General features: G+C 70.9%; 18 protein-coding genes. 8 read left to right on the forward strand and 10 right to left on the reverse strand.

The features are described from left to right. Positions 1 to 3: 3 nt before the first annotated feature. The 5 genes from ABZW60_RS14160 to glgC are packed head-to-tail and all read right to left on the reverse strand — an operon-like array spanning position 4 to position 5,723. The gene (locus tag ABZW60_RS14160) at positions 4 to 417 is read right to left on the reverse strand and encodes a RidA family protein (RefSeq protein ID WP_355476712.1); all 414 of its coding nucleotides are present in this window, start codon (positions 415 to 417) and stop codon (positions 4 to 6) included. Continuing rightward, positions 414 to 1,916, reverse strand: coding sequence for a 2-hydroxymuconic semialdehyde dehydrogenase (locus ABZW60_RS14165; RefSeq protein ID WP_355476714.1), 1,503 nt, complete (start codon positions 1,914 to 1,916; stop codon positions 414 to 416). The genes ABZW60_RS14160 and ABZW60_RS14165 overlap by 4 nt, the downstream gene beginning before the upstream one ends. Beyond that, complete coding sequence (locus ABZW60_RS14170; RefSeq protein ID WP_355476716.1) at positions 1,913 to 3,211, reverse strand: NAD(P)/FAD-dependent oxidoreductase; 1,299 nt, start codon at positions 3,209 to 3,211, stop codon at positions 1,913 to 1,915. The genes ABZW60_RS14165 and ABZW60_RS14170 overlap by 4 nt, the downstream gene beginning before the upstream one ends. Continuing rightward, positions 3,208 to 4,443, reverse strand: a complete 1,236-nt coding sequence (kynU, locus tag ABZW60_RS14175) for a kynureninase (RefSeq protein WP_355476718.1) — start codon at positions 4,441 to 4,443, stop codon at positions 3,208 to 3,210. The genes ABZW60_RS14170 and kynU overlap by 4 nt, the downstream gene beginning before the upstream one ends. Beyond that, complete coding sequence (glgC, locus tag ABZW60_RS14180; protein ID WP_355476720.1) at positions 4,440 to 5,723, reverse strand: glucose-1-phosphate adenylyltransferase; 1,284 nt, start codon at positions 5,721 to 5,723, stop codon at positions 4,440 to 4,442. Before glgC ends, kynU begins: the two co-directional genes overlap by 4 nt. Before the next feature lie 64 nt (positions 5,724 to 5,787). Between glgC and ABZW60_RS14185 the strand changes: the two genes are divergently transcribed. The 3 genes from ABZW60_RS14185 to ABZW60_RS14195 all read left to right on the forward strand — a co-directional run bounded on the left by ABZW60_RS14185 (position 5,788) and on the right by ABZW60_RS14195 (position 8,816). Next, entirely contained in the window at positions 5,788 to 6,330 is a 543-nt protein-coding gene (locus ABZW60_RS14185; protein ID WP_355476721.1) for a GNAT family N-acetyltransferase, read from the forward strand. Positions 6,331 to 6,349: 19 nt separating this feature from the next. Beyond that, complete coding sequence (gene glgA / locus ABZW60_RS14190) at positions 6,350 to 7,507, forward strand: glycogen synthase (protein ID WP_355476723.1); 1,158 nt, start codon at positions 6,350 to 6,352, stop codon at positions 7,505 to 7,507. A gap of 70 nt (positions 7,508 to 7,577) precedes the next feature. Continuing rightward, positions 7,578 to 8,816, forward strand: coding sequence for a hypothetical protein (locus ABZW60_RS14195; RefSeq protein WP_355476725.1), 1,239 nt, complete (start codon positions 7,578 to 7,580; stop codon positions 8,814 to 8,816). Here the strand turns inward: ABZW60_RS14195 and ABZW60_RS14200 are convergent. Both ABZW60_RS14200 and ABZW60_RS14205 read right to left on the reverse strand, forming a co-directional pair. Continuing rightward, positions 8,788 to 9,648: a helix-turn-helix transcriptional regulator gene (locus ABZW60_RS14200; protein ID WP_355476727.1), complete on the reverse strand. Its 861-nt coding sequence runs from the start codon at positions 9,646 to 9,648 to the stop codon at positions 8,788 to 8,790. The two genes, ABZW60_RS14195 and ABZW60_RS14200, sit on opposite strands and share 29 nt — an antisense overlap. A 27-nt stretch (positions 9,649 to 9,675) precedes the next feature. Continuing rightward, on the reverse strand, positions 9,676 to 10,227 hold the full coding sequence (locus ABZW60_RS14205) for a TetR/AcrR family transcriptional regulator (protein ID WP_355476729.1): 552 nt from the start codon (positions 10,225 to 10,227) through the stop codon (positions 9,676 to 9,678). 73 nt (positions 10,228 to 10,300) lie between these two features. On the opposite strand from ABZW60_RS14205, the gene ABZW60_RS14210 reads away from it, so the two are divergent. Further along, positions 10,301 to 11,281, forward strand: coding sequence for an alpha/beta hydrolase (locus ABZW60_RS14210; protein WP_355476731.1), 981 nt, complete (start codon positions 10,301 to 10,303; stop codon positions 11,279 to 11,281). Positions 11,282 to 11,297: 16 nt separating this feature from the next. Here the strand turns inward: ABZW60_RS14210 and ABZW60_RS14215 are convergent, their stop codons facing one another. After that, positions 11,298 to 12,818 (reverse strand): leucyl aminopeptidase family protein, encoded by a 1,521-nt coding sequence (locus ABZW60_RS14215; RefSeq protein WP_355476733.1) that lies wholly within the window; start codon positions 12,816 to 12,818, stop codon positions 11,298 to 11,300. Between the two features lie 142 nt (positions 12,819 to 12,960). Further along, on the reverse strand, positions 12,961 to 13,128 hold the full coding sequence (locus ABZW60_RS14220; RefSeq protein ID WP_355476735.1) for a DUF3117 domain-containing protein: 168 nt from the start codon (positions 13,126 to 13,128) through the stop codon (positions 12,961 to 12,963). A 167-nt stretch (positions 13,129 to 13,295) separates the two neighbouring features. Here ABZW60_RS14220 and ABZW60_RS14225 point away from each other — a divergent pair, with 167 nt between their 5' ends. Genes ABZW60_RS14225 through ABZW60_RS14235 form a run of 3 tightly spaced genes read left to right on the forward strand, consistent with a single transcriptional unit; the run spans position 13,296 to position 17,117 of the window. Then, positions 13,296 to 14,114: a PaaX family transcriptional regulator C-terminal domain-containing protein gene (locus ABZW60_RS14225; protein WP_355476736.1), complete on the forward strand. Its 819-nt coding sequence runs from the start codon at positions 13,296 to 13,298 to the stop codon at positions 14,112 to 14,114. Between the two features lie 43 nt (positions 14,115 to 14,157). Continuing rightward, positions 14,158 to 14,949, forward strand: a complete 792-nt coding sequence (locus ABZW60_RS14230) for an enoyl-CoA hydratase-related protein (protein ID WP_355476738.1) — start codon at positions 14,158 to 14,160, stop codon at positions 14,947 to 14,949. Positions 14,950 to 14,996: 47 nt separating this feature from the next. Next, a complete protein-coding gene (locus ABZW60_RS14235; RefSeq protein WP_355476740.1) occupies positions 14,997 to 17,117 on the forward strand; it encodes an alpha/beta hydrolase-fold protein in 2,121 nt (706 codons plus the stop codon). Positions 17,118 to 17,308: 191 nt separating this feature from the next. Here the strand turns inward: ABZW60_RS14235 and ABZW60_RS14240 are convergent, their stop codons facing one another. Beyond that, entirely contained in the window at positions 17,309 to 17,869 is a 561-nt protein-coding gene (locus ABZW60_RS14240) for a DNA-3-methyladenine glycosylase I (RefSeq protein ID WP_355476742.1), read from the reverse strand. Between the two features lie 307 nt (positions 17,870 to 18,176). Here ABZW60_RS14240 and ABZW60_RS14245 point away from each other — a divergent pair, with 307 nt between their 5' ends. Continuing rightward, positions 18,177 to 19,193 (forward strand): hypothetical protein, encoded by a 1,017-nt coding sequence (locus ABZW60_RS14245; protein ID WP_355476743.1) that lies wholly within the window; start codon positions 18,177 to 18,179, stop codon positions 19,191 to 19,193. Positions 19,194 to 19,418: the final 225 nt, after the last annotated feature.

Raw genomic sequence — 19,418 nt, forward strand, 5'->3', positions numbered from 1 at the left:
GTGTCACTCCTCCTCGTGCGGGATCGCCGCTACGGCCTGGATTTCGATCAGCAGCTGGGGATGCGGCAGCTGATGCACTGCGACGGTCGTCCGGGCCGGCCCGGAGTCGTCGAAGAATTCGGCGTACACCTCGTTGTACCCCCCGAAGTCGTTCATCGACACCAGGTACGTCGTGACGCTGACGAGATCCTCGAGTCCCGCCCCCACCGCCGTCAGGATGTCGCGGATGTTCTCCAGCACCGCCCGGGTCTGCTCGCGGATGTCCAGCGACACGGTCCCGAGCGAGTCGACCGAGGCCCCGGCGATCGAGTTGTCCGGCCGCCGGCTCGACGTCCCCGAAACGAACGCGAAACCGTTCTGCACCTTCACATGCGGGAAGCGGCCCCGCGGCGTGGCCTTCCCGGGCACGACGGTCATGACAGCTCCACGCAGACGTTCGTGGTCTCGGTGTAGAAGTCCACCGAGTGCCGCCCGCCCTCGCGTCCGACGCCGGACAGCTTCACCCCGCCGAACGGCGTGCGCAGGTCGCGGAGGAACCAGGTGTTCACCCAGCAGAGGCCGACGTCCAGGGCCGCACCGGCGCGATGGGCCCGGCCGACGTCGCGGGTCCAGACGGTCGCCGCCAGTCCGTAGTCGCTGTCGTTGGCGAGGGCGAAGGCTTCCTCTTCGGTGTCGAACGGCGCGATGTGGCAGATCGGCCCGAACACCTCTTCACGATTGGTCCGAGCGTCGGCCGGCAGTCCGGTCACCACGGTCGGCTGGACGTAGCAGCCGCCGTCGCGGGCGTCGCCGAAGGTCGGTACGCCGCCACCGGCCAGGACGTCGGCGCCTTCGGCCCGGGCGAGGTCGTAGTACGAGAGGACCTTGTCGCGGTGCTGTTTGGAGATCAGCGGCATGTTCATCGTGTTCTCGTCGGCCGGCCAGCCGTACGTCAACTCCTCCGCCCGCCGAGCCAGCCGTGACGTGAACTGCTCGAAGACCGGGCGTTCGACGTACAGGCGCTCGGTGCACAGGCACACCTGCCCGCCGTTGGTGAACACCGAGCGGACCGATCCCTCGACGGCCGCGTCCAGGTCGGCGTCCGCGAACACCAGGCCCGCGTTCTTCCCGCCGAGCTCGAAGGACACCGCCTTGACCCGGTCCGCCGCGACCTTCGCGATCGCCGTACCGGTGGCGGACTCGCCCGTGAACGTGATCGCGTCCACGCCCGGGTGCCGGGTCAGGTACTCCCCCGCCGACGACGGGCCGAAGCCGTGCACCAGGTTGAAGACACCGTCTGGGACGCCGGCCTCCGCCATCACCTCGGCGAGCACGGTCGCCGACGACGGCGTCTCCTCGGACGGCTTCACGATCACCGCGTTGCCGCAGGCAAGCGCCGGCGCGACCTTCCAGGTGAGCAGCAGCAGCGGAAGATTCCACGGGACGACGATGGCGACGACACCGACCGGTTTGCGGACGGCATAGTTCAACGCCCGTCGCCCGTCGGGGAGCGTCGTCGCGTACGACTCGGTCGGCACGGTCGTCGCGAAGTCCGCGAACGCGCGGAAGTTCGCCGCACCGCGCGGGATGTCCAGCGTCCGCGCCTGGCTGATCGACTTGCCGGTGTCACCGACCTCGGCCGCCACCAGGTCCTCGAACCGCCGCTCGAGCCCGTCCGCCACGCGCCGCAGTACGACGGCCCGCTCCTGCTCGCTCATCCGCCCCCACGGACCGCGCAACGCCGCACGAGCCGCGTCCACCGCCGCGTCCACGGTCGAGGCGTCGGCCTCGCACACGTCGAAGATCTGCTCCCCCGTCACCGGCGAGGCCTTCGCGAACCGCGAGGCGCTCTCCACGAACGCGCCGCCGACGAAGTGCCGCAGCACCCCGACACCCGCGGGCTGTCCGGTCAGCAACTCAGGCGTCCACAAGCTCACCGCAGTCGCCTCCGAACCAGCCCGAGCAGTACGCCGCCGAGCGCGACCGCCCCGGCACCGAGGAGCTGGTGCTGGCGGCGGACCCGGCGCCGGACCTCGGCGTACGGCGTGGTCGAGAAGGAGACCAGCTCGTAGCGGGAGACGTAGCGGCCGGGGAGCATCCGCTCGAGGGCGTGCTCCACCTGCTTCTGCAGCCTGAACACCGGGGAGGCGACCTTGTCGCGCATCTCGACGAAGTTGGCCAGGGCCATCTCCGCGATCGCCTCGGTGTTCTCCCGGCGTCGCGTCTCGAACAGCGGCAGCGCCCGCGCCCACGAGCCGCCCGTGTCGTCGAGGCAGCGGTCCAGCTCGACGACGTCCTCGAACGCGCAGTTCGCGCCCTGGCCGTAGAAGGGGACGATCGCGTGCGCCGCGTCGCCGAGCAACGCCGTCCGCCCGTGAGCCTGCCACGGCAGCGTGTGCACGGTGCCGAGGACGCCGACGGGGTTGTTCAGGTAGTCGTCGACCAGCTCCGGCGCCAGTGGCAACAGATCCGGGTAGTGCTCACGGAAGTGCGCCGAGATCCCGTCCGCCGTCGTCAGCGCGTCGAACGACCCGGCCGGCCAGAACAGCGTGCACGTGAACGAGCGGTCCGGGTTCGGCAGCGCGATCATCATCGACGTGCCGCGCGGCCAGATGTGCAGGGCCCCGGGATCCAGCGCGAACTCACCGCGCGCAGCGGGGATCGACAACTCCTTGTACCCGTAGTCGAGGAAGTCCACGTCCTCCGCGACGATGCCTTCGGCAAGCAGTTGCTCGCGGACCGCGGAGCCCGCGCCGTCGGCGCCGAGCACCACGTCGGCCGTCACCGAGACCTTCCCGGACGGTGTCGCGAACACCAGCTGCCCGGCGGCCGAATCGAGCTCCACCAGCCGGTGCTCGAACTCGACCGTCACGCCGTCGGCGGCAGCCGCGGCCGAGAGCAGGGCATTGTTCAGCGCGCCCCGGCTGATCGAGTTGATCGCCCGGTCCCCCGACGCCGAGTACGCCTGGAAGTCCAGCGGCCCCGTCACCGGGTGGATCATCCGGCCCTTCATCGGCAGCGCGTCCGCCATCACCTGGTCGACCAGGCCGATCCGCCGCAACGCGTCCAGGCCGCGCTCGGAGATGGCCAGGTTGATCGACCGGCCGCGCTCGACCTGCGCGACCCGGGGATCCGGCCGGCGCTCGTACAGCGTCACGGTCAGCCCGCGCCGCGCCAGGAAACACGCCAGCAGCGACCCGGTCAGCCCGGCCCCCACGATCGCAATCTTCATGCCATCACCTCGGCCAACGCCGTCGCCGCCCGCCAGCAGTCGTGGTACGTCGAGTACAACGGCACCGGCGCGAGCCGCAGGACATCGGGCTCGCGCGAGTCCGCGATCACGCCGTACTCGAACCGCAGCCGCCGTGACAGCCCCCCGGCACCGCCGCCGACCCGCAACGACAGCTGCGCCCCGCGGCGCGCCGGGTCCGTCGGCGTGATGACCTCGGCCACGCCGGCGAGCTGTCTGTCCAGGTACGCCGTCAACCGCACGCTCCGCTCCCGCAGCACCTCGATACCGATCCGGTCGAAGATCTCCAGCGACGTCCGCACCGGGCCCATCGCGAAGATCGGCGGGTTGGACACCTGCCACGCGTCCGCGGTCGCCGGCGGTCGCGACTCCGGCGTCATCTCGAACCGCGTCTTCGCCTCCGTGCTCCACCAGCCCTCGAACCGCGGCAGGTCCCCGCCGAGATGCCGCTCGTGCACGAACGCACCGGCGATCGCGCCCGGTCCGGAGTTCAGGTACTTGTACGAGCACCAGGCCGCGAAGTCCACGTCCCAGTCGTGCAACGCCAGCGGCACGTTCCCGGCCGCGTGCGCGAGGTCCCACCCGACCACCGCACCGGCCGCGTGACCGGCCTTGGTGATCATCGGGATGTCCATCAGCTCACCGGTCAGGTAGTTCACGCCGCCCAGGAGGACGAGCGCCACGTCGCCGCCGAGCTGCTCGACGACATCGGCCGTCCGCAGGCTGTTCTCCCCCGGCCGCGGGCGCAACCGGACCACCGCGTCCTCCGGGTCGTACCCGTGGAAGCGGACCTGCGACCGGACGGCGTAACTGTCGGAGGGGAACGCCGAGTCCTCGATCACGATCCGGTGCCGCGAGTGCGTCGGCCGGTAGAACGACACCATCAACAGGTGCAGGTTGACGGTCAGCGTGTTCATCACGACCGTCTCGCTCGGCAACGCGCCGACCAGCCGCGCCGCCGGACCCGTCAGGAGCTCGTGGTACGGCAACCAGGGCCGGCCGGCGTCGCGATGCCCTTCGACCCCGAGCGCGGCCCACGAGTCGAGATCCTCGAGCAGCTCGGCCCGGGTCGCCTTCGGCCGCAGCCCCAACGAGTTGCCGGCGAAGTACGCCACCTCGGGGTAGTCACCGCCCTGCGCCGGCGGTACGTCGAAGAGCTCCCGGTGCCCGGGATCCGCGGCATCGAGCTGCAGCGCCTCGGCCTCGGTGCTCACGCCTCGGCGACCTCGTCGGCGGCGTGATCGGCGTCATCGGCGGTCGTGGCCTTCGGGGGCTCGATGACCTGCCCCTTGCCGAGCACCGTCACGCCGCCCTTGGAGACGGTGAACCCGCGTTCCCGGTCGTAGTCCTGGTCGACGCCGATCTCGGTGCCGTCCGGGACGATGACGTTCTTGTCCAGGATCACGTTCTTCAGCACGACGTTCTTGCCGATCTTGCAGTTGTCCATGATCACCGAGCGCTGGATGTCGGCGCCGGCGCTGACGATCACGTTCGACCCGAGCACCGAGTGGTCCACATGCGCGCCGGAGACGATCGAGCCCTGGCAGACGATCGACTCGCCGACGGTCGCGTTGTCGGTGAACTTCGCCCCCGGCAGCTGCGGGTGCGAGGTGAAGATCGGCCAGTCGTGGTTGTACAGGTTGAACACCGGCTGGATCGACACCAGGTCCATGTGGGCCTCGTGGTAGGAGTCCAGCGAGCCGACGTCGCGCCAGTACGAACGGTCCCGGTCCAGGGCGCCCGGTACGTCGTTGTCCTTGAAGTCGTAGACGCCCGCCTTGCCCTCGGCAACGAGCATCGGGACGATGTCGCCGCCCATGTCGTGCCGCGACGCCGGGTTCGCGGCGTCCTTGCGCAGCGCCTCGACCAGCACGTCCCGGGTGAACACGTAGTTGCCCATCGACGCGAACGTCTCGTCCGGCGAGTCCGGCAGCCCCGGCGGGTCGGCCGGTTTCTCCAGGAACTCCTCGATCACCTGACCGTCCGCGCCGGTCTTGATGACGCCGAACTCGGTCGCCTCGACGCGCGGCACCCGGATCCCGGCCACGGTCACGCCGTTCCCGCGCTCGATGTGCGCGGCGACCATCTGCGAGGCGTCCATCCGGTACACGTGGTCGGCGCCGAAGACCACGATGTACTCCGGGTCCGCGTCGTTGATCAGGTTCATCGACTGGTAGATCGCGTCCGCGCTGCCCTGGTACCACTGCGGGCCGAGCCGCTGCTGGGCCGGGACACACGTCACGTAGTTGCCGAGGAACGTCGACATCCGCCAGGTCAGCGTCACGTGCCGGTCGAGCGAGTGCGACTTGTACTGGGTCAGCACACAGAGATTTCGATAGCCGGCGTTGACCAAATTCGACAGCACGAAGTCGATCAGGCGATAACTGCCGCCGAACGGCACGGCCGGTTTGGCCCGGTCCGCCGTCAGCGGCATCAACCGCTTCCCCTCGCCACCGGCCAGCACGATTCCGAGAACACTGGGCGCCTTTGCCATGTCCGCACCTTAGCTCTCGATGCTTCGGTACATAAGCGTTTGCGCGCGTCGCGACACTGTGAGGATGCCGATCCTCATCGTTCCGTCCGTCGCCGTTCACCGCTCGTTCCTCGCGGCCTGGGACGAGCTCGGCCCGGATCATGAGCGCTGGCTCGGCACCCGGTCGCTCGCCGACGACGTCGAGTGGACCCGGGAGCAGGCCGCCGACCCGGACGAGTTCCACCGGATGGTGGAGTCGATCCGGGCCGAGGCCGATCCGGCGACGGTGCTGCCGGCCGGGTTCGTGCACCAGACCGTGCTGTGGTTCGTCGACGGCGTCGAGTTCCTCGGCCGGCTCTCGATCCGGCACGAGCTGACCCCGGCGCTGGTCGAGGTCGGCGGTCACATCGGGTATTTCGTCCGCCCGTCGGCCCGCCGCAACGGGCACGCCACCCAGATGCTCGCCCAGTCCCTCCCGCTCGCCGCCGGGCTCGGCATCGACCCGGCCCTGGTCACCTGCGACCTGGACAACACCGCGTCGCGCAAGGTGATCGAGGCAGCTGGTGGCGAACTGGAAGACGAACGACACGGAAAGCTGCGCTTCTGGGTGCCGACACACCTCGTCTGATGACCTATGGTCGGAGCTTATGAAGGTCGCCATTCTGACGCGTGAGTTTCCTCCGGACGTGTACGGCGGGGCGGGGGTGCACGTGGACTTCCTGGTCCGCGAACTGCACCGGCTGGTCGACGTCGACGTGCACTGCATGGGCGAGCCCCGGCAGGGCGCGACCGCGCACTCCGAGGACGACCCGCGGATCCCGAACGCGAACGCGGCGCTGCGCATCCTGTCCACCGACCTGACCATGACCGCCGCGGTCGGCGGCTCACAGCTCGTGCACTCACACACCTGGTACGCGAACATGGCGGGCCACTGGGCCAAGCTGCTGTACGACGTACCGCACGTCGTCACCGCGCACTCGCTCGAGCCGCGCCGGCCGTGGAAGGCCGAGCAGCTGGGCGGCGGCTACCGGCTGTCGAGCTGGGCCGAACGGACCGCGTACGAGGCCGCCGACGCAGTGGTCGCGGTGAGCCGCGGGATGCGGACCGACGTCCTCGACTGCTACCCGTCGATCGACCCGGCCAAGGTGCACGTGATCTCGAACGGGATCGACGCGGACTTCTACCGCCCGGATCCGTCGACGCACGTGCTGGAGCGGCTCGGCGTCGACCTGAGCCGGCCGTACGTGACGTTCGTCGGCCGGATCACCCGGCAGAAGGGCGTGCCGCACCTGCTCCGCGCGGGCCTGCGGCTGGACCCGTCCGTGCAGCTCGTCCTGCTGGCCGGCGCGGCCGACACGGCCGAGCTGAAGGCCGAGACCGACGCGCTGATCGAGGATCTGCGGACCGCCCGCGACGGCGTGTTCGTGGTCTCCGAGATGCTGCCGCGCGAAGAGGTCCGGCAGGTGCTGACGCACGCGCTGGCGTTCTGCTGCCCGTCGATCTACGAGCCGCTCGGCATCGTCAACCTGGAGGCGATGGCCTGCGAGACCGCGGTCGTCGCGAGCGCGGTCGGCGGTATCCCCGAGGTCGTCGACGACGGCGTGACCGGCATCCTGGTGCCGTACGACGAGAACGACACCGACACCTTCGAGCGCGGCCTGGCGGACGGCATCAACGCCCTGGTCGACGATCCGTCCCGGGCGTCGGCGATGGGCAAGGCCGGCCGGGACCGCGCGGTCTCGCAATTCGGCTGGGACGCCGTCGCGCAACGCACCGTCGAGCTGTACTCGAACCTGCTCGGGTAGGGGAAACCCCACCCGGGGTCCGGGGCTTCGCACCATTCTGTGAGCCGGCCGGCGGCGGTTGGGTTGAGCCATGACTTCTCGCCTGACGAAACCTGTCGCCGCCACGCTCGCGACCGCTGCGCTGCTCGCGTTCCCGCTGTCCGCCTACGGCGCCGTGAGCCTGCCGGCCACGAGCCGGCCCGCCCACTCGACAGTCCTGGGTCTGCGCGGTGCGGTCGTCTCGGCGACCCCGATCGCTCACCTGACGGCGGCCCAGCTCGACGCGGCGGCGGCCGACTTCCCCGGCGCGCCGCGGGCGTCGTACGACGTCACGGCGTACCGGGTGATCTACCGAACGGTCGATCACGACGGGCGACCGACGACGGCCAGCGGCATCGTCGTGCTGCCGGACGGCCGGCGCGGTGCGCTGACCGTCGTGGAGTACCTGCACGGCACGCTCGCGGGCAAGGCGGACGTCGCGTCCGCCGACGACACCTCGACGGACCGGCTGGTGACGGCGTTGTTCGCCGGCCAGGGGCTGGTCGGCGTCGCGCCGGACTACCTGGGCCTCGGATCAGGGCCGGGCCCGCATCCGTACGTCGACACCAAGACCGAGACCTCGGCCTCGGCCGACCTGCTGCTCGCCGCGCGGACGTTCGCCGCCCGGCACGGCGTGGCGCTGAAGCATGACGTGCTGGTGACGGGGTTCTCGCAGGGCGGCCGGGCCTCGATCGGCTTCGGCCGCGCCCTGAGCCGCGGGGAGGTCGGGCCGTTCCGCCTCGGTGGGATCCGCGCCGTCGCCGGGCCGTACGACCTGCGCGGCACGGAACTGCCGGCCGCGTTCGACGGTCGCGTCCTGCCGCCGACCGCGACGTACTACCTCGCGTACTTCGTGACCGCGTGGAACCGGACCGTCGGGCTGTACGAAGACCCGCGCACCGCGTTCCGGGCGCCCTACGCGGAGACGGTCGAGGGCCTGTTCGACGGGACGCACTCCGACGCGGAGATCGTGGCCGGGCTGCCGGACTCGCCGGAGAAGCTGTTCACGCCGGAGTTCGCCGCGCGGCTGCAGCACCCCACCGGCCGGTTCCTGCAGGCGCTGCGGAAGGCCGACCGGATCTGCCAGGACTGGACGCCGCGGGTCCCGGTCCACCTCTACAGCGGGACGAAGGACACCGACGTGGTGGCCGCGAACGCCGACGTGTGCGCGACCTCCCTGCGTTCGCGCGGCGCGCATGTGACGGTGCACTCGATGGGTGCCGTCGACCATGTCGGGACGGCGTTCACGGCGTACCCGGAGATCATTCGGGCCTATGCTCGCTGGGCCTGACGCTCGGCTCTTCGCGCGGTGCGACCAGGCTGCCCAGCAGGGCGAGCGACTCCTCGTCTCGGGATCCGGGCACGGCGTGGAAGACGACCAGCGTGACGTTGTCGGTGCCGCCGATCGTCAGCTTGTCCGACCGGAGGTCGAGGTCGCCGACCTCCGGGTGGGTCAGCTTGCTCAGCCGGCCACGCCGCGGCCGCACCTCGTGGCGGGCCCACAGCTGCCGGAACCGCTCGCTGCGGACCGACAGCTCGCCCACCAACTCCGTCAGCCGGGCGTCGTCGACGTTCGGGCCGAGCTCGGAGCGCAGGGCGCCGACGCCCTCCTCGGTCAGCTCGTCCCAGTCCCGGCGCAGGTCCTGCTCGCGGGGGTCGAGCAGGACGGCGGAGAGCAGGTTCACGCCGACGGCGTAGTTCGGTGAGAGCGCCGTGCAGAGCGCGTTGACCGCGAGGACGTCGGTGTACTTGTTCTGCACGTACGCCGGGTTGTTCGGCCACCCGCTGATCAGCTCGACGATGCTCTCCGGCGCCTCCTCGCCCCGGGGCCGTGGCCTCGGGGCGGAGCGCTCCTGGGCGAGCCCGAGGAGGTACGCCGTGGCGTCCGCGTCCAGGCGCAGGACGCCTGCGATCGCCTCGAGGACCTGCACCGACGGGTTGCGGTCCCGGCCCTGCTCCAGGCGGAGGTAGTAGTCCGAGCTGATGCCCGCGAGCAGCGCGACCTCCTCGCGCCGCAGCCCGGGGACGCGGCGCACGCCGATGCTCCGGATGCCGACGTCCTCGGGCCGCACCTGTTCGCGCCGGGCCCGGAGGTAGTCGCCCAAGGCGTTCGTACTCTCCATGACGTCCACGGTAGACCGGGGCGCGCGCTAGCGGAGTTCGCGCTGGAGCATCGCGATCAGGGCCTCGACGTCGGACTCGACCATCGGCTCGCCGGTCATACCCATGCGGTGCAGCAGCGTGCCGATCACGACGTCGATGAAGAACAGCACGCGCTGCTCGGACAACCCGAGTGACTCGGTCAGCACCTGGCGGTACGGGTCCTGCAGCTGGGTGGACAGGATCTGGCGCAGCTCCGGATCGCCGATCGCGTCGGTGAACACGCCGGCGAACGCCGCCGCGATCCCCGGCTCGGCGATCCGGCGTGCCCCGAAGCGGACCGCCGCGGCCAGGTCCTGCTCGCGGTCCCGGCCGGCCGGCGGAAGCGGGCCGAAGGCATCGACCAGGCACGCGGTGACCAGCGCGCCCTTGGACGGCCACCGCCGGTAGATCGTCGTCTTCGCGATCCCGGCCGCCGCCGCGATCCGGTCGACCGTGGCCCGGGTGTACCCGAGCTCGTGGATCGTCGTCAGCGTCGCCGCGAACACCTCCGCGTCGACACTCGAACGGGGCCGGCCGGGCGGCCGGGCGCTGGGAGCCATGGGCCCACCCTATCGAGTTATGCTACCTTCAGTATCGATACTAGTCGTAGCGAAACCGCGAGGACGGTGCCCGATGCACAGATCCGCCACCCTGACCCCACCCGCGCAGCGGGCACCACTCGGCGTCCGCCTGGTCTACTCGGTCCGCAAGGAGCCCGACTACCGGTCGATGACGCCCGCCGACCTCGCCGCCTTCGGCGAAGTCGCGAGCCGGATCGTCAACTCCCGCTTCGCGCGGCTGCTCACCGGCATCCCGCACAGCGGCGTGACGATCAACTGGCAGCAGGTCCGGCTCGCCGACCGCACGATCCGGGTCCGGGTCCACCGCCCGAAGAACTCGGGCAGGCTGCCGCTGGTCCTGCACGTTCACGGCGGCGGCTATGTGGGCACCGCGGTGCAGTGCGACTGGATCAACAGCAACGTCGCCGCGCGGGCGTCCGCCGTGGTCATCTCCGTCGAGCACCGGCTGATGGACCACGAGACCCCGCTGACAGCGATGGTCGACGACGGCTGGGACGTGCTGCGGCACGTGTTCCAGCACGCCTCCGACTGGGGAATCGACCCGACCCGCGTCGCGGTCGCCGGCGAGAGCGCGGGCTCGATGGTTGCCGCGCTGTCCGCGCTGCGGGCCCGTGACGCGGGACTGTCGCTCCGCGCGCAGGTGCTGGTCAACCCGTGCGTCGACGTGACCTCGACCGCGCTCGACTACGACTCGGTGGCGCAGTACCCCGACACGCCGACCCTCACCCGCGAGGGGCTCGAGTTCTTCCGGCGCCTCGCCGTACCGGAGGGGACCGATCCGCGTCCGCTGTCACCGCTGTACGCCGACCACCTGGGCGGATTGCCGCCGACCCTCGTGGTGATCCCGGCGCTCGACCCGGTCGCGGACCACGGCCGCGTCTACGCCGAACGCCTGCGGGAGGCCGGCACCGAGGTCGCGGTCAGCGAGCACCCGAAGGCCGGCCACGCGTTCATCAGCATGCCCGGCCTGGTCCCGCAAGCGCGCCCGGCCCGCGACCGCGTCGTGGAGTTCCTCCGGGACCGGTTCAGATAGTTGCCGCAAGCACCGATCAGCCGATACCGGACGTCGGCGTGCCGGAGGCCAGCCAGGTGCTGAGCAGGCGGGCGCCGGCGCCGGTCGCGCCGGCGGAGTACTCGAAGCGGTCGGACGGGGACTCGGCGATCGACGACAGGTCGAGGTGCGCCCACGGGACGTCGCCCGCGAACGCCTTCAGGAACAGCGCCGCCGTGATCGAGCCCGGGCCCTTCGAGCTGTTCACCGAGTCGGCGATCGGCGTCGAGATCAGCTCCTCGTACTCGGCCGGCAGCGGCATCCGCCACAGCTCCTCGCCGGACACCCGGCCGGCGTCGGCGAGGTTGTCGGCGAGCGCGTCGTCGGTCGCGAACATGCCGCCGTACAGCATCGCGCCGAGCGACACCTTGATCGCGCCGGTCAGCGTGGCGATGTCGACGAGGACGTCGGGCTTCAGCTCCTGGACGGCGTACGCGAGCCCGTCGGCGAGCACCAGGCGGCCCTCGGCGTCGGTGTTCTTCACCTCGGTCGTGCGGCCGCCGAAGTGCCGGATCACGTCGTCCGGACGGTACGCCGAACCCGACGGCATGTTCTCCGCGGCGCAGACCAGGCCGGTCACCCGGACGTTCGCGCCGAGGTCGCGCAGCGCGGACATCGTCGCGATCACCGAGCCGCCGCCGGTCATGTCGCGCTTCATCGACACCATGCCCTCGCGCGGCTTCAGCGACAGGCCGCCGGTGTCGTAGGTGATGCCCTTGCCGACGAGCACGACGTACGGCGTCTTCTTGGTCGCGCCTGCCGGTGTGTAGTCGAGCCGGACGAACCGCGGCGGCCGGCTCGAGCCCTGACCGACCGCGAGGATGCCGCCGAAACCGTCGGCGGCGAGCTTCTTCTCGTCCCAGACCGTCACCTCGAGACCGGTCGCGGCGGCCACCTCGGTCGCGCGCGCCGCCAGCCAGGCCGGGTCCTTCTCGTTCGACGGGGTGATCGCGAGCTGCCGGGCCAGCCAGCCGGTGCGCCCGATCACGGCACCGCGGTCGAGCACCGGCTGCCGCTCGGCGGCCGACCCGTCGGTCAGCGTCACCGTGCCGACCGCGGGCTTGCCCGTGTCGACCGTCTTCTGCGTGTACGAGAACGAGCCGAGCACCACGCCCTCGGCGAACGCCTGCAGCCTCGCATCGTCGATGCCTTCGGCAACAACAGTGGTGAGTTCGTCCTTGCCGCGGCCGAACCGCGCCACCGCCGCCCCGGCGTGTCGCAGGGCCTTGGCGCTCACGTCACCGGCCCCGACCAGCAGGATCTCGGTGACGTCTCCGGTCAGCAGCGGGTACGCCGCGGTGGCGCCGGCCGACGGGCTGAACCCGGTGTCGCGCTGCACCTCGAGCAACCGGTCGAGGTCGACGCCGAGCCGCTCCCCCGCCTCCTTCGCGGCCGCCGGCAGCCCGTCCTCGGCACCGACGACGATCACCCAGGTCGACGACCCGTGCACCGGCAGACCGGGCTGCCAGGCGACGACCGGGAGACTGGGAAAAGGAGACGAGCTGCTGCGGCGAGCCACTGGGTCGAACCTCACTGTTTGATCAGACAGGGCGAACAAATAGGGCAGAGCAAACCGTAACGACCCCGGCCGGTGCCGAAAAGAGCGGCACCCACCGGGGTCGGTGAAAGGCAGGGGCGAAGGTCACCCCCGGAGGATGTGATCAGCCGACGACGGCCTTCAGTGCGTTCCCGAGCTCGGTCGCCTCTTCGGCATTGAGCTCGACGACGAGCCGGCCGCCGCCCTCGAGCGGAACCCGCATCACGATCCCGCGGCCCTCCTTGGTGACCTCGAGCGGACCATCGCCCGTCCGCGGCTTCATCGCCGCCATGCGCGCACCCCTTCCCAGTGTCGGTGTTGAGCGACGACACCGCGCAGACGTTCCGTCGCCGGCGCCGTTGCGGTGATGCGCCGTCGGCGCGTATCGCAGTGTGTATCAGGCCCCATTATTCCCGATCCCGGGCCAGAGCCGTGCACCATACGGCAGACTCGAGTCTTGTGCACGCCCGTTCAGCCCTCTTCGACCTGTACGGCGACCACCTGCGCGCGCGAGGTGCGCAGGCCCCGGTCGCCGCTCTCGTCCGGCTGCTCGCGCCGCTCGGGGTCCATCCGCCCGCGGTCCGGACAGCTGTCTCCAGGATGGTCCGGCAGGGCTGGCTGGAGCCTGCCCGGATCGACGGCCAGCCCGGGTACGCACTGTCCGCCCGGGCGCGTCGCCGCCTCGACGACGCGGCCGCCCGGATCTACCGGACCGCGCCGGACGGCACGCCGGTGGCGGCCGGTTCCGAGGGCCCGGGCGACTGGGACCGGCACTGGCACCTGGGCATCCTGCGCGAGGTCCCGAACGCCCGGCGCCGCGACCAACTGGCGGGCCAACTTTCCTTCCTGGGTTGGGCTCCGCTGTCCGACGGCGCCTGGGTCGGGCTGCGCAACGACGCCGAGGTCGACCAGATCCTCGCGATGGAAGGTATCGCCGCGGACCGGTTCCGCGCCCCCGTCGACAGCGGCGCTCCCGCGTTCGCCCGAAGGGTCTGGAAACTCGACGAACTCGGCGCGTCGTACGAGGCCTGGCTGATCGACGCGAAGGCGCTCGTGGACGCCGCCGGCACCGAGACCGGCGACGAGCAAGCGTTCGCCGTACGGTCCGAACTGGTGCACGAATGGCGCAAGTTCCTGTTCCGGGATCCGGGACTTCCGGACGAGCTGCTGCCGGCCGGCTGGGCCGGGACGAAGGCCGCCGCGTTCTTCGATTTCCACGCCGAACGACTGAGCCCCGCGGCCGGGCGTTTCGTCGACAACTGTCTGACCCAGCACTGAAAATCTCCGCTGAATCTCACTGACCGTCAAGGAGCTGACCACGATGAGTGATCCCGTCACGTACGCCGTCGCCGAAGGTGTCGCGACCGTCACCCTCAACCGGCCGGACGCGATGAACGCGCTCGACACGCCGACGAAGGTCCTGCTCCGCGACACGATCCAGGCCGCCGCCGACGACCCGGCCGTGCGGGTCGTCGTGCTGACCGGGACCGGACGGGCGTTCTGCGTCGGGCAGGACCTGAAGGAGCACATCGGGCTGCTGCGGGCCGACGACCAGGCCGCGCTGTGGAGCACGGTGCCGGACCACTACGCGCCGATCGCGCTGGCGCTCGCCGAGATGCCGAAGCCGGTGATCGCGGCGGTCAACGGCGTCGCGGCCGGCGCCGGCGCGTCGATGGCGTTCGCGTGCGACTTCCGGATCGTGGCCGACACCGCGGGCTTCAACGTCGCGTTCGCGGGCATCGCGCTGTCGTGCGACACCGGCATCTCCTGGACGCTGCCGCGCCTGATCGGCCAGGCGAAGGCGCTCGAACTGCTGTACTTCCCGCGCACCATCCCGGCGGCCGAGGCCCTCGACCTCGGACTGGCCAGCTCGGTCGTCCCGGCCGCGGACCTGGACAGCGCGGTCGCCGAGTTGGCCGGGAAGCTCGCGGTCGGGCCGACCGTCGCCTACGGTGCTGTCCGCCAGTCCATCGGCTACTCGGCGAGCCACACGCTGGCCGAGTCGATCGCCTTCGAAGCGACCAGGATGCAGCTCACCGGCGCCACCGACGACCACCGCAACGCCGTCGACGCCTTCGTCGCGAAGCAGAAGCCGACCTTCACCGGCCGCTGAGCCTCCAGGTCTTGTAATCGTTTACGTAAGCGATTACAACCTGACCTGTGAGGAAACTGCTGCTGCCTGTTCTGACCGCCGCCACGCTGGTCGGAAGTCTCGTCGTACCCGGCTCCACCGCGGCGCCGGCCGCCGCCCAGCCCGGCACCGTCGCGCCGGCGGCCGTGCGGTCGGCGACGCTCGGCGAGGACATCAACTACAACGTCTACCTGCCGGCCGGGTACGACGCGTCGGCGCAGCGGTACCCGGTGATCTTCCTGCTGCACGGCCGCGGCGACTCGATGAGTGCCTGGACGCAGGTGAAGAGCCGGCTGGACGAGTTGATCGGCAGCGGCGAGATCCCGCCGACGATCGCGATCATGCCGGACGCGCCGTGGAGCAGCCGGGCGAGCTGGTACGTCGACTCGGCCTACACGGGCGCCGACCCGGGCCGGCCGGTCGAGACAGCGTTGCTCAAGGATCTCGTGCCGCACGTCGACGCGACGTACCGCACGATCGCGGACCGCACCGGACGGGCGATCGCCGGGTACTCGATGGGCGGCGCCGGCGCGCTGCGGTACTCGCTCGCGCACCCCGACCTGTTCGGCGCGGCGATCGCGCTCAGCCCGGCGGTGTACGTCCCGCTGCCGCCGGGCGATTCGAGCACCCGCGAGTTCGGTGCCTTCGGCAAGGGCAAGGACCCGTTCGTGGAGGCGACGTACCTGAAGCTGAACTGGCCGGCCGCGCTGAAGTCGTTCGCCGCGACCGGGCTGCGGTCGCACCTCTACATCGCGGTCGGCGACGACGAGTACAAGAACCCGAAGCCGATCGACGCCACGCACGACCTCGACTTCGAGGCGCACGTGGTGTTCAACCAGGCGTCGCGGGTACCGACGCTGACATCGGAGTTCCGGGTCGTCGACGGCGGGCACGACTGGGACGTGTGGGGCCCGACGTTCGCCGACGGCGCGAAGTACATCTTCCAGTACCTCGGCAGGCCGCCCGCGACACCGATGCAGGCCGCGATCACCGGTACGGCGGGCGACGACCGCGCCGGCGGGATCGCAACCGATGCCTCAGGCAACATTTACCAGGCGGTCGCCGCGGCCGGTGCGCTGGACGGGCAGCCGTCCGCGGGCGGGACGGATGTCGCGCTGGTGAAGTTCGGTGCCGACGGCTCGCGCGCGTGGACGCGGTCGCTGGGCACGAGCGGGACCGACCGCGCGTACGGCGTCGCGGTGGATGCGGACGGGCGTGTCGTGGTGACCGGGTACACGAACGGCGACCTGGACGGTGCGCATCCGGGGAACACGACCGACGACGCGTTCGTGGCGCAGTACGACGCCGACGGGAATCGGCGGTGGCTGACGCAGTTCGGCGTACCGGGGGTGGCGGATCGGAGCTACTCGGTGGCTGTCGACGGGACCGCGGTGTACGTCGGCGGGTACACAAAGGGTGCGCTGGGCGGCGCGAACCAGGGCGACAAGGACGTGTTCGTCGCGCGGCTCGACGCCGACGGGAAGCAGGTCTGGTTGCGGCAGGCCGGGAGCGCGGGCGAGGACAAGGGGATGGCGGTCGCGGTGTCGGGCGGCTCGGTCTACCTGGCCGGGATGACGGCCGGCCAACTCGGTACGCCGGCAGGCGGCGTCGACGGATTTGTCGCGCGCTACTCGTCCGGAGGCGATGCGGTGTGGACGAAGCAGTTCGGCACGTCGGCGTCCGATGAGGTGTGGGGTATGGCGGCCGATCCGGCGGGCGGCGTCTATCTGGCGGGCTATACCGCGGGCGATTTCGCGGGGCCGTTGAACGGCGACAAGGACATCGTGGTTGCTCGCGCCGACGCGGACGGCGTACTGACGTGGCGGGACCAGTTCGGAACGACCGGGAACGACAAGGGCGCGGCAGTCGCGGTGGATGCCGGCGGCGCTGTCTATGTCGGCGGGTTCACGGACGGATCGTTGGTCGCACCACTGGGCAAGTTCGACGGTGTGCTGGCGAAGTACGCACCGGATCGCACGCGTGCGTGGACGCGACAGTTCGGCACGGCGGAGGACGACGCGGCAGATGCTTACGCCGAAGCGAATCTCTACCTCACCACGACCTCCGCCGGCACTCAGCTGAGCGGGCTGACCGGAACCGACGTGTTCCGGACCGCCTTCACCTCGGACGGCACGAACAAGCTGCCGTAAAACGTTTGGTGGGCCCCACGACCGCGTTCCGGCCGGGCGAGTCACGGCCGGACAACCACCTGACAGTCGGGGAGCCCGCTGAACACCTCATCACGTTCAGTGGCCGGAGCACAACTCGTTCAGCCGTTTGTCTTCGGTTTCCGCCAAAATCCCTTTTGCAGATGCAAAAGGCTTCTGCACGTGCACGCAGATTACCGGGCTATACAGGTGGTCAGATGGTCGTTCACGATGCCGGTGGCCTGCATCAACGCGTACGCCGTGGTGGGTCCGACGAACACGAAACCCTTCTTCTTGAGGGCCTTCGACATGGCCACGGACTCCGGTGTGGTCGCCGGAACGTCGGCGAGCGTCTTCGGCGCCTGGTGCTCGGCCGGCCGGAACGACCAGAGCAGCTCGGTGAACTCACCGTCGGCCAGGTCGAGCAGCGCACGGGCGTTCGAGATCGTCGCGTTGATCTTCAGCCGGTTGCGGACGATCCCCGGGTCGGCCATCAGCCGCTCGAAATCCGCGTCCCCGAACTTCGCGACCGTCTCCGGATCGAACCGGGCGAACGCGGAGCGGAAGTTCTCCCGCTTCCGCAGGATCGTGATCCACGACAGGCCCGACTGGAACCCCTCGAGCGTCATCCGCTCGAACAGGCCGATGTCGTCGCGGATCTCCTTGCCCCACTCGGTGTCGTGATACTCGACGTACTCCGGCGCCGAAGTAGCCCACCCACACCGCGGCTGCCCGTCCGGGCCGATCACCGTCATCCCCGGACCCCACAAACCGACCGTACGACGTCCTCGGCCCGGATGAACGCGCTACCGGACCCACTCGGCGCGCACTCGCGCGACGGATCCCAGTGTGTGATGACCATGCGACCAGTCAACCCGACACCACCGACAGAAGTACGCACCGCACTCCCCGACCGCGGCTTCCCGGTGACGCCGACCCAAGCCCGATCGACTTCACCGATCAGCTGGGCCGCTGGTAAGCACCTTCCCCAGCCGGCGGCCAGAACCGCCACCCTTCTTCGTCCCCAGCCACACCATCACCCGCCCCAGCCCCCGCCTGCCCGTGGCCCACCTGCTCCGGCGCTACCTGCTCGTGCACTGCCTGCTCCGGCGCTACCTGCTCGTGCACTGCCTGCTCCGGCGCTACCTGCTCGTGCACTGCCTGCTGCGGGGCTGCTTGCCCGGGCGCCGACTGCTCCGGGGCAGCGGCCTGCCCGTTGGCCGCCTGCTGCGGGGCTGCCTGCTCGCGGGTCGGCTGCTGCGAGGCTGCCTGCTCGCGGGTCGGCTGCTGCAGGGCCGCCTGCTCGCGGGTCGGCTGCTGCGAGGCTGCCTGCCCGCGGGTCGGCTGCTGCAGGGCCGCCTGCTCGTGGGTCGGCTGCTCGTGGGTCGGCTGCTCGTGGGGTACGTGCTCGGGGGCCGACTGCTGCAGGCGCTGTTCCGTCGGCTGCTCTTGGGGCGTGTGCTCGGGGGTGGACTGCTGCAGGGGCTGCTGCGAGGGCTGCTCCGTCGGCTGCGTTGCTCCACCCTGCCCTTGGTGAGGCGCTGGTTGTGCCGTCCAGTGCGCGCCTGCCTGCTCGGCATCCGTCGGCTGAGCAGGTGCGGAGGGCCCCGACTGCTGAGGCCACGACTGAGCCGGGGGGCGCTGGTTGTGGACGAGCTGGTCGTACCGCTGCGCCGGCGTCAGCCCAGCCGACTCCGCACCCGACGGCCCATCCCCGGCTTGACCACCCTGCCGCCCGGACTCCTGCCGCTCCGCGGCCGACTGGCCGACGGCCTGCTCGCCCGCGGTTTGCGGGCCGGAAGGCTGCTGGTCCGAGGCCTGCAGATCGGCGGCCCGCCAACCCTTGGCCTGCGGGTCCGTGGCCGGCCCGTCCCCGGCCTGGAGATCCGACGCCTGCCGGTCCCCGGCCTGGAGATCCGACGCCTGCCGGTCCCCGGCCTGGAGGTCCGACGGCTGCTGGTCGGGGTGCTGTTGGGGCGAGGGCTGGGATGGGTGGTCTTGGTGGGGCTGTTGTGGTGGGGTCGGCTGGTGGGGAGCCGGGGTGCGGCGGGGGCTTACGGGCTGGGACTGGGCCTCTAGCACTGCGCGGGCCTCGGCCTGCAGGCGTTCGTACTCGTCGGCCGCCGCCTGGCTCGCCCGTGGCAGCTCACTCGTCTCCGGCTCGTCGTCAGCGCCCCGCGTCGCCTCGTACGGCGTACTGCCCGCACCGCCGGCAGCACCCGGTGCGTGCGCCGATCCACCCGGGCCGTCCGTTCCACCAGCAACACCCGGTGCGTGCGCCGATCCACCCGGGCCGTCCGTTCA

The organism is Kribbella sp. NPDC003557, from assembly GCF_040610805.1.
GTDB lineage: Bacteria > Actinomycetota > Actinomycetes > Propionibacteriales > Kribbellaceae > Kribbella.

Coding starts and splice junctions, on each gene's coding strand:
- ABZW60_RS14205 (WP_355476729.1), bottom strand. CDS start 10,227: ATGGCTCCCAGCGCCCGGCCGCCCGGCCGGCCCCGTTCGAGTGTCGAC.
- ABZW60_RS14210 (WP_355476731.1), top strand. CDS start 10,301: ATGCACAGATCCGCCACCCTGACCCCACCCGCGCAGCGGGCACCACTC.
- ABZW60_RS14170 (WP_355476716.1), bottom strand. CDS start 3,211: ATGAAGATTGCGATCGTGGGGGCCGGGCTGACCGGGTCGCTGCTGGCG.
- ABZW60_RS14195 (WP_355476725.1), top strand. CDS start 7,578: ATGACTTCTCGCCTGACGAAACCTGTCGCCGCCACGCTCGCGACCGCT.
- glgC (WP_355476720.1), bottom strand. CDS start 5,723: ATGGCAAAGGCGCCCAGTGTTCTCGGAATCGTGCTGGCCGGTGGCGAG.
- ABZW60_RS14240 (WP_355476742.1), bottom strand. CDS start 17,869: ATGACGGTGATCGGCCCGGACGGGCAGCCGCGGTGTGGGTGGGCTACT.
- ABZW60_RS14185 (WP_355476721.1), top strand. CDS start 5,788: ATGCCGATCCTCATCGTTCCGTCCGTCGCCGTTCACCGCTCGTTCCTC.
- glgA (WP_355476723.1), top strand. CDS start 6,350: ATGAAGGTCGCCATTCTGACGCGTGAGTTTCCTCCGGACGTGTACGGC.
- ABZW60_RS14230 (WP_355476738.1), top strand. CDS start 14,158: ATGAGTGATCCCGTCACGTACGCCGTCGCCGAAGGTGTCGCGACCGTC.
- ABZW60_RS14160 (WP_355476712.1), bottom strand. CDS start 417: ATGACCGTCGTGCCCGGGAAGGCCACGCCGCGGGGCCGCTTCCCGCAT.
- ABZW60_RS14220 (WP_355476735.1), bottom strand. CDS start 13,128: ATGGCGGCGATGAAGCCGCGGACGGGCGATGGTCCGCTCGAGGTCACC.
- ABZW60_RS14200 (WP_355476727.1), bottom strand. CDS start 9,648: ATGGAGAGTACGAACGCCTTGGGCGACTACCTCCGGGCCCGGCGCGAA.